The sequence below is a fragment of the Streptomyces sp. CB02056 genome (assembly GCF_001905545.1).
Taxonomy (GTDB): domain Bacteria; phylum Actinomycetota; class Actinomycetes; order Streptomycetales; family Streptomycetaceae; genus Kitasatospora.
In genome coordinates this window covers 394,328-407,463 of the sequence record NZ_LIPD01000005.1, presented here as the reverse complement: position 1 = coordinate 407,463, position 13,136 = coordinate 394,328, and the positions used below count along the sequence as shown (strand labels likewise).

Annotated in this window: 6 protein-coding genes and 1 pseudogene; 4 read left to right on the top strand and 3 right to left on the bottom strand. The window is 67.5% G+C overall.

Annotated features, from left to right (window positions below; all coding sequences use genetic code 11):
• Window positions 1-149 precede the first annotated feature (149 nt).
• The gene (locus AMK13_RS16785) at window positions 150-866 is read left to right on the top strand and encodes a flavodoxin family protein (RefSeq protein ID WP_079272196.1); all 717 of its coding nucleotides are present in this window, start codon (window positions 150-152) and stop codon (window positions 864-866) included.
• A gap of 1,096 nt (window positions 867-1,962) precedes the next feature.
• Here AMK13_RS16785 and AMK13_RS16775 read toward each other — a convergent pair.
• Window positions 1,963-5,079, bottom strand: coding sequence for an RNA 2'-phosphotransferase (locus tag AMK13_RS16775; protein WP_241852913.1), 3,117 nt, complete (start codon window positions 5,077-5,079; stop codon window positions 1,963-1,965).
• A gap of 419 nt (window positions 5,080-5,498) precedes the next feature.
• Entirely contained in the window at window positions 5,499-8,738 is a 3,240-nt protein-coding gene (locus AMK13_RS44890; RefSeq protein WP_241852912.1) for a hypothetical protein, read from the bottom strand.
• Here AMK13_RS44890 and AMK13_RS16765 point away from each other — a divergent pair.
• The 3 genes and pseudogenes from AMK13_RS16765 to AMK13_RS16755 all read left to right on the top strand — a co-directional run bounded on the left by AMK13_RS16765 (window position 8,721) and on the right by AMK13_RS16755 (window position 11,621).
• On the top strand, window positions 8,721-9,332 hold the full coding sequence (locus AMK13_RS16765; RefSeq protein ID WP_074002879.1) for a hypothetical protein: 612 nt from the start codon (window positions 8,721-8,723) through the stop codon (window positions 9,330-9,332). The two genes, AMK13_RS44890 and AMK13_RS16765, sit on opposite strands and share 18 nt — an antisense overlap.
• A 243-nt stretch (window positions 9,333-9,575) precedes the next feature.
• Window positions 9,576-10,016 (top strand): annotated as a pseudogene (locus AMK13_RS16760) (flavodoxin family protein); the annotation flags it as partial.
• Window positions 10,017-10,565: 549 nt separating this feature from the next.
• Window positions 10,566-11,621, top strand: a complete 1,056-nt coding sequence (locus AMK13_RS16755) for a PIG-L deacetylase family protein (protein ID WP_074002878.1) — start codon at window positions 10,566-10,568, stop codon at window positions 11,619-11,621.
• Window positions 11,622-11,830: 209 nt separating this feature from the next.
• Here the strand turns inward: AMK13_RS16755 and AMK13_RS16750 are convergent, their stop codons facing one another.
• Window positions 11,831-12,988, bottom strand: coding sequence for a class I SAM-dependent methyltransferase (locus AMK13_RS16750; RefSeq protein ID WP_107418753.1), 1,158 nt, complete (start codon window positions 12,986-12,988; stop codon window positions 11,831-11,833).
• Window positions 12,989-13,136: the final 148 nt, after the last annotated feature.

The following is a 13,136-nucleotide window of genomic DNA, read 5'->3' as shown; positions in this document are numbered from 1 at the left end:
GACCGGGTCGCCGGCCCCGAACGGTTGATCAGGTGCTGTGCCGTCAGGCGACCGGCCCAGTTCCGCGAGCGCCCAGGAGGCCGGACTGGTGAGCTGTACCGGGAGTCCGCGGCCCGACCGGCCTCCCGCCGCCCCTGGAGGAGGAATCCGTGCCGGACCCGACGACGTCCTACGCCGACCTGCGCGCCCTGGTGATCAACTGCACCCTGAAGCGCTCCCCGGAGCGCAGCCACACCCAGGGACTGATCGACGTCAGCACCGGCATCCTGGAACGCCAGGGTGTCGCGGTCGACGTCCTGCGGGCGGTGGACATCGACATCGCCACGGGCGTCTGGCCTGACATGACGGAACATGGCTGGGAGACCGACGAGTGGCCCGTCATCTACTCCCAGGTGATGGCCGCCGACATCCTCACCCTGGCGGGGCCGGTCTGGCTCGGCGACAACTCCTCCGTCATGAAGAAGGTCATCGAGCGGCTCTACGCCTGCTCCTCGATCCTCAACTCCGAAGGCCAGTACGCCTACTACGGCCGGGTCGGCGGCTGCCTGATCACCGGCAACGAGGACGGCGCCAAGCACTGCGCGATGAACGTCCTCTACAGCCTCCAGCACCTCGGCTACACCATCCCGCCCCAGGCCGACGCCGGCTGGGTCGGCGAGGCCGGCCCCGGACCGTCCTACCTGGACCCCGGCTCCGGCGGCCCCGAGAACGACTTCACCAACCGCAACACCACCTTCATGACCTGGAACCAGCTCCACCTGGCCCGCATGCTCAAGGACGCCGGCGGCATCCCGGCCCACGGCAACCAGCGCTCCGAATGGGACGCCGGCTGCCGCTTCGACTTCGAGAACCCCGAGCACCGCTGAGCCGCCTGTCCGGGAAGGGCGACATCGTCGTGTTCTCCGATGGTCGGTGTGCAGTGACACGAGTGCTAGGTTCGTCGGTGCCGTGGACTCGGGAGCCCACCGTCGATCCGACGCCTGATCGTTGGCTGCAGCCGGTTCGGCAGCGTTCCGGACCGGCCGACCTCAGGTGGAGTCGAGGGCTGATCGGCTGGCAGGTTCGGATGACGAGGGGCCCGCGCGGAACGCGCGGTGGTGGCCTGGACATGCTCGACGGTCGGGGCGCTCGCGAATGTGTACTCGCGAGCGGCGGCGACGTGGCACGGATGGCCTGGAACGCGGTGGGGTTCTCGGCGTAGGCGGTCTGGAGCGCGCTCGCGGTTCGGGTGATCCGGTCGAGGTCGTCGCAGGCCGGGACGTGGCCGGGCCGGGCCGGGCGACTACATGCAGACGGTCCTGGTGTACGGCAGTTGAGTTGGACACCACGACGAGGTGGGCCCGCAGCCTGTGATTCGCTATGCGAAGGGCAGTGGGTTCTCGACCGGGAGACGGACCGAAGCCTTCTCCAGCTCGTCGACGGGCCGGCCCCAGGCTTCCTCGATCATCGTGTTCGCGCTGTTGAGGCGGGGGTATAGGGCTGACTTCCAGGGCGCCGGTGGTATAGCTGGGTTGATGGTAGCCAGTGCCGTGCAGAGCGGTCCTGTCGGATCCAAAGGACGAGCAGGACCGCTCTGGGCTTATCGATCGTTTCAGAAGGATCTTTGGAGTCGTCGGAGGCAGATGATGCGGGCGGCGAGTTCGAGTGTGGCCAGACGCCGGCCTTGGTCCAGTCCCGAAGCTGGCGCCAGGCAGTCACCCCTGAGCAGCCCACGGCGTCCGCGGGAACGTCGTGTCAGACGACACCGGTTCGCAGTAGGTACATCACACCCGCGAGTGCTGTCCGGTCCGGAACGCGCAGTTGCCGGGGATGGCGCCGGCGCCGCTCGGGAGGGGGTGGCAGCAGCGGAGCCACACCCTCCCACAGATCGTCCGGAACAAGATCAGCACGCACCTGGCTGCCCTGCCGACCAAGACCGCCCGAGCTCAAAACCTTGAGCCGAAGTGATTCTGAAACGATCAGTTAGTGCGCAGAGAAGAGCTGGTGGAGTGGCACCACTGCCAACGCCCCGGTCGGCACCGCGTCGATCAGCCAGGTGGTGCCCCCGGCGTAGCGGCATTCGAGGCCGTGGGCGGCCGGGTCGTGGACCGACAGTAGTACGGCGGGACCGTGTCGCCGTCCGGCGAGAAGCGCCGTTCGAGGATGGGTAGTGAGGTGGACGGCCTTGCGTGCCATCGGCCGAAGGCCCTGGCGGAGTTGGAAGATGTCGCGCAGGTTCACCGATGCTGTGGCGTGGTACAGGACGCCGTCCGGTGTCCCGACTGCGTGGTCGTCGGGTGCGGTCGTGGTGTGGCCGTAGCGAGCGCGGATCAGGTCGTCCCAGACTTCGAAGCGCGGCTCGTCCAAGGCCTGGGCGACGGCCAGTACCTCTGCGGACGACGCGGGTTGCCCGGTCTCCGAGAGGGCGGACAGGAGGTCGTCGAGTCGAGCCCAGCCCTGAGGGTTCGTCGGCAGGTGCGGGTTGTGACGCAGTTGGTAGGCAAGAGCCTTGCTGATTCGCCGTTTGCGTCCGAGGTTGAGCTCCCGCAGTGGCGCGCCCCCTGGGGCGCCGCGCCGTTCAGCCCAGGCGTCGCGCAGGGAGACGGCCACCTCGTGGACGGATCCCCACTCCGGGTGGGCGCTGATCTCGTCCAGCAAGGCCTCGCCGTGCCGACGGAGCGCGGGGTCGCCCGTTCGATCCGTCAGACAGCGCACCGCCCTGACGACAAGGGAGGCGCGATAGACGGCCCAGATCCGTTTGACCTCCGCATCATCGTACGGCTCACCCGTGCACTCGCGCAGCGCTTCGACGTAGCTTTCGAACACTTCACGGCGAAGGTCCCAGGACCCGGGTGACAGGGCTGGCACGTCGTCCGTCAGCTGGGCCAGTTCACACCCGACCGGTTCGTGGCCTGTTGCCTCCAGGTCGATGGCGACGATCTTTCCGTTGTCGGTGACGAGCCAGTTGAATGCGTGTGCGTCCCGACGGGGAAGTGTGGGTGCGTCGGCCAGCAGCGCCCACCAGCTGTCGAAGGCCTGGTCGACAAGTTTGTCCGCGCCTTTGGGGAAGACGTCGCGGAGCCACATCCGCACCCGACCGCGCACCTTGGCACGCACCTTGGTGGGCTTGGCATCGCCTGGCCGGGGAGCGGCGTGGATGTAGGCGAGGAAGGAGGCCGCCTGCTTGAGCAGGTCCGCGGATGCGTCTTCAGTCTCGGGGGAGAGCAGCTCGGCGAGTACCTTTCCGTGCTCGAACCTTCGGACGGTGATCACGTTCACGCTGGATGCGAGGCCGGAACGGCTGCTCAGCTTGTCCGCGTCCAGGGTGGTGATCAGGTCACTGGTGCGGAAGCGGGTGCTGGCGCCCACGCGGTCGAGCGTGGTCTGTACGGCCTGCGCTGTACGGGTGTCGCGTTCGACGTTGTCCGTGTGCGTGGGCTTGAAGACCAGGGTCGACGAGGCGAAACCCAGGTGGTCCTCGACGGTGACTACATTGCTGCGGCCGCCGAGGTTGCGCCGGGTCACGTCTGGGCTGGTCATTGCGCGGGTGGCCGCCCGAGTGTAGTAGAAACCCGAGTCACCGTGGGCGAGTGCATGGACCCAGGAGGCGGGATCCGAGACGAGGCCAGTCAGACGGGCTTCCAGCGTGGCACGGTCGGCGGGACTGACACTCCGCCGGAGTTCGGCCTCCCGGCCCAGGACGACCAGGGGCACACATGTCGACGGGTCGTCGGCAGCCTCCCGCACGAGCCGTACCACCCCCTCGGTCCAGTACTGGGGCGAGGCGCTCAGCGCCGCCACATGGAGCAGATCGTCGGCGTACCGCATCCGGCTCGGGGTGTCCGTCAGGGCGGTACCAGCCGTGCGGCCCTCCAGGAGGTCGAGGACCGTACGGCGCAGTTCGAGCCGGGTCGGGGTCGGGTGCTCGACGAACTGTGCGCACGCTCGGTGCCAGTCGGCGAGAAGACGCCTGATCAGCGGCTCTCCTGAGCTGTTGAACCGCTCTGTCAGGGCTCCGAGGACCAGCACCGGGAACGACGATGCCGGGGCCCCAGCAGCGACGAACCGCTGTACCTGCTGTTCGAACCCGAACTGGCTCGGCAGGCCCCGCAGCGCGAGCTGGACGGTCGCCGATTCGGGTACCGCGCGTGCCTGGGCGACGATGGTCAGCAGGAGTGTGTGGCGTATGGCCTCCCCACTGACGAAGTTTCGGATGACGTCTAGGGTGGCGACAGCCTGATCAAGGTAGTGAGCGGTCCGTTCGTCCATTGGGCGCCCGTCGGCCAGCCGCAGCCACGCCTCGGCGACGTGCAGCCGCCAGGCAGCGCTCTTCTCGGCGTCGGTGAACTCCCGGTGCGCCTCGATGATCTGGCCCAGGTACCTGCGGTCGCCAGTACTGTCGTGCAGGCGGAGGAAGCCTTCCAGCAGGTACGGCACGGCGTCGGTGACCTTGTTGCCCTCCTCGATCGAGCGTCGGATCAGCCCGACGGACCGCGACAGCTCGGCCGTGCCGACTGGTTCGAACCTGCTGAGCAGCACCGCGCCCTGGCCGAGTCGTCCGCTGAACTGGTGGCGGGCGTTCGCGCTGGTCAACTCGCTGTCGCTCACCACGGCGTCCAGGTACACCTCGGCCAGACGCAGCGCGCGTGAGAACACCGTGGGCCGCTGCCAGGTCACGTCAAGCGCGTGCTGGTGCAGCTTGGTGCCGATCCGCTGCCGGACCACGTGGAGCGTCTTCGCGAAGTGCATTCCGGGTGGAAGCCCCTGCGACGTCGCGGCCGGCCGACAGAAGCCGTGCTCGAACACCAGCAGCTCGAGTAGCGGACGGCTGTCATCGCCGAGGAACTCCTGCCAGAGTTCGAAGATCCGGCGGGCCGGCGTCTGCAGGTTCACGATGGTCGACACCCACGGTGCTCCGCGGAATTGGATCCACTCGGAGAGCGTTTCGTCGAGCGAGCACCCGAGCCAGTGCAGAAGGGTGACGAGCTCGGGACAGTGCTTCTCCAGCGCGAGGCGGATCTCCGCCTCGGAGAGGCCAGACACCGGAGGCGGCGTCCGGCGTGCAAGGTCCAGCGGCGTGACTCTTTTATCCACGTTCACCCGGGGAGTCTAATCGGTTCTCCTGACAGATCGTCGGATGGGCTGCAGGTCCTCGGCCAGTGAGCGCGCTGGCGGTCAACACCGCCGATCAGGAAGCATGTTGACGGCTTGGGCCGGTCGGTGAAGCTTGAGGAATCCGTCGGTTCCGGTAGAAGGGGCGTCCTGGTATGCGCGTTAGCTTGTGCCCGACCTCGTACGCGCGAGCTCTGGGCGTCGGGCTGCTTCGGGCAGGACCCTGTGGTGTTCACATGAGAGCGTGTTCGCCGGGCGCGAGGCGGAGCCCGCGGCGCTGCAGGTGACACTGTGCATCAGCTACAGGCCGTACGGTCGTTGCCGGGCCCGCCAGAACCACGGTGACCGTACAGCGGAGCTGTTTCGCCGTGGGCGAGGGCGCTCGTTGCCAGCCCGGGCCGGAGGGGTCATCGGCGAGTGGCTTGCCGCACGCTGTGACGTGGATCGGCGGCCAGTAGTTCCAACACAGTCCGCACATCGTCCGGCGAGCATGCGGACGCGCGCATCGCTGCCGCTGCCAGGGTGCGGCGTACCCGGAAGTCGTCGTCGTGAGCAAGACGTAGAACCGTACTCCGGTGGAGTCCTGGTCTGAGCATGCACAGAATCGCGCTGGCCTCGCGCACGGCGGAGTCGCCATGCGTGGACAGCAAGTCGACATCTACATGCTCGGTGGTCTCCTCCGGAAGTCGCGCGAACACCGAAGCTGCCGCACGAACCTCGGCCGGGTCATCGCTGCGGAGCAGACCCACCGCTCGCTTCGCAACCCAGGCATGCTCTTCATCGGTTGTTGCGGCCGCCCCAGCGAGTTGAAGTCCGTGCCCCTTCAGTGAGGCCGACCCTAGGCTGATCTTGAAGGAGCTGAGACGGTGCGCTTTGCCGGTGAATTTGTCCTGAGCGCTTCCGTTGCGATCACCGACGACGAAGCTCCTGCTGGCCAGGAATACATCGCGCTTCACCGGCTTGCTCTGCTGCGTCACGAGATTACGAAGTGCCGTCAGAGCATCCTGCCTCGTCGAAGCTGTCTCCCGGTTGTCCTCGGCGATCGTCTGCAGCTTGGCGAGGCAGGCCTTCTGGTCCTCAACGCCAAGGCTGCAGACCAGATAAGAGTCAGTGACGATCGCGGTACCGAATTCGGTGCGGCAGGGATCAGGCTCGGGTCGATCCAGAATTCGATCACGTGCCTGCTCTGCCTGCTGGTGCGCCGACAGATGCTCCGGATTGAGCTCGTGGCGGATGACGCCTGCGAGATAGTGGCCGCGTGCGTCCAGTCCGAGTGCACGGACGTGGAGCGCGGTTCGCTGGTCGTCAGTCAGTGAGATGCTTTCGTCCCCTAGCCGATGGGCAGAGCTGTCCATTCGCTCCACTCCCAACGAGCTCAGGACACGATCGTCTAGCGTGATTGCGACAGCTTTCTCCACGCCGAGATCGGCAAGGTCGAGAAGGCGGGAGAGTGCTTCCATCGCCACGTTTGGGTGGGCCAAGGCGATCTCAAGGCAAGCGGCGGCGTGTTCGTCATCCGTCACCTGAAAATGGTTCGGCTCGCGAGGTACGTCAGGAGAGAGCAGCTCGAGTAGGGTGCGAGCCTGTTCCGGTGTGCCGCGTCCGGCAAGGGCGCAGGCAGTCTTCGCAGCCTGCGTGGTGAGGGCGAGGATCGGGGAATCCGTGAGCTCACCGCGTCGGCCGCGGGAGGCGAGCTCGGTGAGTTCCTCCAGTAGCACCGGGGCCGAATCGTCGTCGACCAGGTCCACTTGGGCTGAGACGAGGACGGCACGGGCACGCAGCTCCCACCAGGGCCCTTGGCTGAGGGTCTGCACCGCGAGAAGCCGGTCCCCGGCCGCAGCGGCCAATTCCTTCACCTTCGCGGTGTCGCCCGCTCGCTGGTAGTACGTCGCGGCGAGAGCCGGTTCGGAGCTCTCTGCATAGCGGTCGCCGAGGAACGAGAGGGCCGAGAACTCGTCCGACCAGCTTCCGGTCACCACGCTCTCAGTGAGCCACCTCCGACCCGCGTGCACGGCCTCGACGGGTCTTTCGGCCACCAGAGCGGACATCGCCCGTTCCCGAGGATCGCGCACGTGGTCGAGCAGACGAGCTGTCGCGGTTCCCCGGAGAGCCTGCGCGAGGCGGTGCTCCTCGTCGATCTCCGTGGTCAAAGGGCCGTACTGGACGTTGAGTGCACGAATGGCGTAAAGCCAGTCTGCAGCTTCTTCGGAAAGTCCGGCCAGAATGGCGTCGGAGACGGCCTCGCGCCAGTACTCCAAAGCCTCCTCGGCTCGTGCACCTAGCGCCAGACGCCGAGCTTCACGCGCATAGATCAACGCCCGGTGACGGCCTCCAACCTTACGGAGCCGGGCTGATCGCAGAAGCGCAAGCCGCTCGTCGGTGTTGTACTCAGCCCGCACGAGCCGAAGGCGGAGCGAAATCTCCTCCGCGCCGGCCCCCAGGCCAGCCCCTTCCTGGATCTGGCTCACAGCACGACGGAGGAGCGGATCCAGACTCTCGACCTGATCGGGTTCGGTGGCCAGCGTGGCCTCGGCGAGGTTCAGGACCAGGAACGGCCGGTACCCGTCCTCCTTCGGATGCTCGTCGTTGAGAACAGCACGCAGATGCGAGGACTCTCCGAACGGATGCCCGTCGTGCTGGATCGCGGCGTTGACCAACCAGATGTCGCGCTGTACCAAGGGGGCCTGTACCAGGTCCATCTCGGTCGCCGTTCGGGACAACTCCTGCAGCACGTGGAGAAGCCGCCTCGCCTCGTACCAGTCCGCGTGGTGAAGTGCGACCGCGGCCAGCTTAGCAGCAAGCCCAGCCGCCTCTTCCAGCTGTCCCGCCGTTCTGAGCGCGTCGAGCTGTCGACCGGTCAGCGCCATCGCGTGCCCCCGGAAACCGGCCTCGGTGAAGCGAGAGGCCAAGAGTCCGTATAGTCGGGCGGCTTCGGCTGGCTCAGCTGTCTGCTTTGTCTCAGCTTCCCGGAGAAGCGGTTTCACATCCTCCGTGTTCAGCGGGCCGAGAAGGATGCGGTCGGCCTGCGCCTGCCGATCAGGAGGAGGCGCCGGAACGCCGGGTAGAGGCGCCGCTGTGGAGAACACCGCTGCCGTCTCACGAGTCCAGAACCGGGCGACGACATCACCCTGGTAGCGTAGGTACTCGTTGATCTGTTCGGCCCCCCAGAGATCCAGATCGAGATCCGGATGCTCCGTCCGCAGGGTCGCAAGTTCCTCCGCGACCTGTGTGGCCAGGGTCGGGGCGGAGGTCGCAACGATGAGGCGGTCGGCACCGAACGGCCGCACACCACTGGCAAACAGCTTGACTGCTGCACGCAGGTCGGTCGCTGTGAACCGTTGGTAGTCCTTGCACTGGACTACGGTGTAACTTCCGTCGGGTTCACGCCCTGCGAGATCGATGCCGTGCTGCGCCTGCCCCTGCACCCCGTAACGGCGGAACCTGGTTTCACGCAGACCGCGGGCACCCTGCACAACCGCCAACAAGAGTTTCTCGAAGCGGTCCCACCCGATTCTCAGGCTGAGGTCCTCCCCTGGTGGCACGTTGCCTGGAGTCCCGGGGGCCGGCGGCATCCGGAGGTTGGGGTCAGCGGAGATCCGACTCCACTGGTCCACGACCGCGTCGGTTGCATGTTCAGCTTCCTTCATATCAACCTCGACTCCCAGGCGCTATCCATCACCGGTGTCCAATTGTCGCAAGCTGGTTGCGCCAGGCACGGCACCAGGGACCACGTCAACAAGCTGACCGAGCTGACCGCGCCGGACCTGCTGGGCGCAGTCCTCAGGGCGGTGGTATCCGACGAGCATGTCGGACGCCTCGTCTGGGCCACGCTCTACCAGTGGGTCGATACGAGCAGCAGTGCGCCCGTCGTGGTGTCCACCTGCCGCCTCGTCCTGGCCGACCCCGAGGCGAGCTCCGCCGTCGCGAAGATGGCGGTGGTCCGGTTGCGGCGGGTGGCCCAAAGAACCGCTGACCCGGCCGTACGGCAGAGCGTGCTCACGGCTTTCGAGGAGCTCGCCCGCCAGCCTGCCGGCCAGGCACGGCTGGCCACCGAGGTTCGGAGCTGGCAGCAGGCGAAGGGCTCGTCCTGGAGTGGGATCCTGGCCTTCCTCGCCCTGATGTCGGTGGACGGCCCGGGGTTGCCGTGGTTGCTCCTGGGCGACCCGCCGGAGATAGATGTGCATCGGGCCTTGGCAGAGCGGCAGGCTCGGATGCAGTGCGCGCCCGACGAGGTCGAGTAACTCCTCCAGCGCCATCTCCAGGAGACGGAGGTCCGTCGGCCTGAGCCGTAGAGACGGGTCTCCATCCCGGACGGACGGCGTTGGGGTCATGTCAGGCGGACACGGTTGGCGGAGGCTCATTGGTTGCGTCCTGTTGCCTGCGGCAATTGGGACGCAGTCACGAGCGTCCGAACGCCCGGACAGGGAAGGGCGTTGGACCTGTCCGACATAGTGGCTGGTCAAATAGGGTGCCAGAGTGTTCCGCCGATCTGGCTCGGCGACAACTCCTCCGTCATGAAGAAGGTCATCGAGCGGCTCTACGCCTGCTCCTCGATCCTCAACTCCGAGGGCCAGTACGCCTACTACGGCCGGGTCGGCGGCTGCCTGATCACCGGCAACGAGGACGGCGCCAAGCACTGCGCGATGAACGTCCTCTACAGCCTCCAGCACCTCGGCTACACGATCCCGCCCCAGGCCGACGCCGGCTGGGTGGGGGAGGCGGGCCCCGGACCGTCCTACCTGGACCCCGGTTCGGGCGGCCCGGAGAACGACTTCACCAACCGCAACACCACCTTCATGACCTGGAACCAGCTCCACCTGGCCCGCATGCTCAAGGACGCCGGCGGCATCCCGGCCCACGGCAACCAGCGCTCCGAGTGGGACGCCGGCTGCCGCTTCGACTTCGAGAACCCCGAGCACCGCTGAACCGCCGTCCACGGCTCGGCCGCGCGGAACGCGTGCGGGGTAGGCCCTCGTGGGGCGAACGATCCTCGCCGTCGTGAAAACGTCCTCAGCACAGCCGATGCAACCGCACCCGGGCCCGATCCTCGCATGGTTTGAACTGCGGCTTCGTGCTCCGGCCGGCATCGACCCCATGAGGACGAGCCCCGCGCTGTGCGCCGGCGCGGGGTAGCGGGCTCCCTGCCGCACCGGGAGCACGGGAAGTCGACCGGTCCGACGTCCCGTGCCCCCGCACGAACGGGCAAGGCAGGGCGAGGCGGCCGGCGGAGCGGATCCGCCGGACGTGGAGCCGGTAAGGTGCGCCGCCACCCCCGCCGATGGGCGGGGTGGGACCCGGGAGTACGGTGCCGGGCGAGGGTGGGAGCGGGAGTGCGGTCCCCGTTCCGGTGGGTGACGCCGGGTGACGGGTGGGCTCTGTAGCGTCGGGGGCGTGACCTGGTGGTTCGTCCGCCGTCACCGTCGACTCCCGTTTCCCGTGCCGCCCCGTGGGGCCGCTGTCCAAGGAGCCTGCCCATGGCCGATCGTCACTTCCTCCACCGCTTCGACTCCTCCGCTGCCCCCGGCGACGGCGGGCCGGGGTACGGGCCGGCCCGGTGGGGCCGGCAGGAGGCGGCAATGGTGGACAACGGAGGGGCGGGTCTGTCCCGGCGGCGGGTGCTGACGGCGGGGGCGCTGGCCGGGGCCACGCTCCTGGGTACCGGTCTGTCGGGGGGCAGGGCGTCGGCCGCGTCAGCTCCGGCGATCTTCTACTCGCCGCACCAGGACGACGAGGCGCTGGGTCTGGCCGGGTCGATCCTGGAGCACAAGGCGGCCGGACGGCCCGTGTACCTGGTGCTGGTGACACGGGGTGAGAACGACGGGCTGGCGAGGCGGATGAACACCGATCCCTGTCCGATGACCACAGAGGACCGCCGGCATCCGTGCGTGGCCCGCGGCCACCACGGGCTGAACTGGCCGACCATACCTGCGAGCGCCAGTGACAGCGTGATCGTGCCCGCCCGGACCGCCGAGTTCATGGCCTCGGCGGCCCGCCTCGGCGTCGACAAGGTGATCAACCTCAAGCTCCCCGACTCCGCGTGGGGCGGGGACGACGCCTTCAAGAAGTTCACCAGCACGGTCAAGTCGAAGATCGCGTCCATCGCGGATCAGTACCCGGGCGCCTCGCACAAGTTCACCGCGGGCTGGCTGGAGGTCAGCGCGACCCACAAGGCGATCACCGACGCGGCCGTGCAGCTGGCGAGGGAGGGCAAGCTCACCGATGTGCGCTTCAACTTCGTCTACGCCTACGACCACGAGCTCCCCGACCGCAGCAGGGGCGCCGCCTACGTGTTGAACATCCCCGACGCCCACATGAAGACCAAGCTCAAGGCCATCGCCTGCTACAACAGCTGGGATCCGTCCAAGAACCTCTACGCGCTCGGCTACCACAGCGTCCCGGAGAAGCTGGAGGGCGCAGCGGCCGACCCGCACGAGTACGTCTTCGCCCTCCCCAACAACAAGTACCAGTACGGGGACATCGGCCTCGAGGACGGCCCCTACGGTGCCAAGCCGCAGTGGGGGTGGTCCTGACGGGGCCGCCGGGCGCGGTCCGGCGCCCGGGACGGTCGGTCGCCGACCGCCCCGGGCGGTTCGTTTCCTGACCGCCGGTCGGGACTGCGAGGTGATGATCGCCGACCCCGGTCGGACGCACTGTCGCACCCTCGACGAGGCCCGCGCCGTGCTGGGGTCCGCCTGGCTCTTCGCCGGGCTCTACCTGTGTCACGAGCGGTGTTGCAGACTCAGTGGCGGATCCAGCCCGGGATCCCCCCTTCGGCGTTGCGGCCCTTCTCCAGGAACGCGATGTTGCGGTAGAGGTGCATTCCGGCCAGGGACGGACCGACTCCGCCGGTGGTCTTCAACGGCTGCTCCTCGTAGTGCAGGTCGTCGACGAGCCGTTTGACGAGGCCGAGCGTGGTGCTGTCGCACGCCTCCGGGTCCTCGTTTCCGCCGAAGCCCGGGGCGTAGGAGGTCCACAGGTCCTCGATGACGTAGAGGCCTCCGGCGCGGACGTGGGGGAACAGCGCCCGGAATGTTGTCCTGACGTGTTCGTTGATATGACTTCCGTCGTCGATGACGATATCGAACGGACCGTGCTGTTCGGCGATTTCGATCATCTGGGCGGGGTCGCTCTGATCCGCCTTCAGTGTGTGCAGGCGCTGTTGATCGAGGCCGCTCTTGTCGTACAGGTCGACGCCGAATACCAGACCGCGCGGGAAGTAGTGTTTCCACATCTTCAATGACCCGCCACCCAGGGTGGGGTGGTCGTATCCGCCGATTCCGATTTCGAGCACTCGGACGGGTTGGTCGCGCAGCTGACGCAGGTGGCGTTCGTACAGTGCGGCGAACCAGTGCAGGCCGCCCCACTTGTCCGAGTCGTGGCGCAGGGCCAGCCGGGCGAGTCCGGGGTGGTCGGAGGAGCAGCCGGTGAGGATGGTACTGGCCGCCGCCATGATCGAGCCGAGCGGGCGAACACCCTCCACTGTCATGGACTCCGGGACGAACCGCAGCTCGGTCCGTCGGTTCGCCGGCCCGCCGGGCGCGAATGGCCCGAACAACTCCCTTGCCAGGTCGAGCACATCGTATTCGATGCGGAAGAGTGCGGCCGGGCCGTCCGCACCGTGCAGGCCGACCGGTCGACCGGCTTGGACGAGAAAGGAGGTGCTGACCCGCTCCTCGCCGCGCGTGACGTCCAGGACGACGGTGACCGGATCGGCGTTGCCCGGTGGATCGCAGCGGAACAGGATCTCGTCGACCAACACGGCCGTGAGGTCGGCCAGTTCGAAGGAGTGGACGACGGAGTGCAGGGAGCGGGTGTCGTCTCCGGCCAGCCTGAGACATTCGATGGGTGTGGCCGAATCGACTTTCCTGTCCGCCATGGGATCCGAGAATGTGCTCATCACATGAAATCCCTTTGTCCGAACTCTGTTGGAATGACCGTCGCGTGACACGTTCTCGTGTCCGTTGCTTCCGGTCAAGCTCCCCCGGAATGCGCGTGCCAGGAAATCCGGTGCGATCGGTCCCGGGGTGACGGTCCCGGCCCGGCGT

Coding starts and splice junctions, on each gene's coding strand:
- AMK13_RS16765 (WP_074002879.1), top strand. CDS start 8,721: ATGTTCAGCTTCCTTCATATCAACCTCGACTCCCAGGCGCTATCCATC.
- AMK13_RS44890 (WP_241852912.1), bottom strand. CDS start 8,738: ATGAAGGAAGCTGAACATGCAACCGACGCGGTCGTGGACCAGTGGAGT.
- AMK13_RS16755 (WP_074002878.1), top strand. CDS start 10,566: ATGGCCGATCGTCACTTCCTCCACCGCTTCGACTCCTCCGCTGCCCCC.
- AMK13_RS16750 (WP_107418753.1), bottom strand. CDS start 12,988: ATGAGCACATTCTCGGATCCCATGGCGGACAGGAAAGTCGATTCGGCC.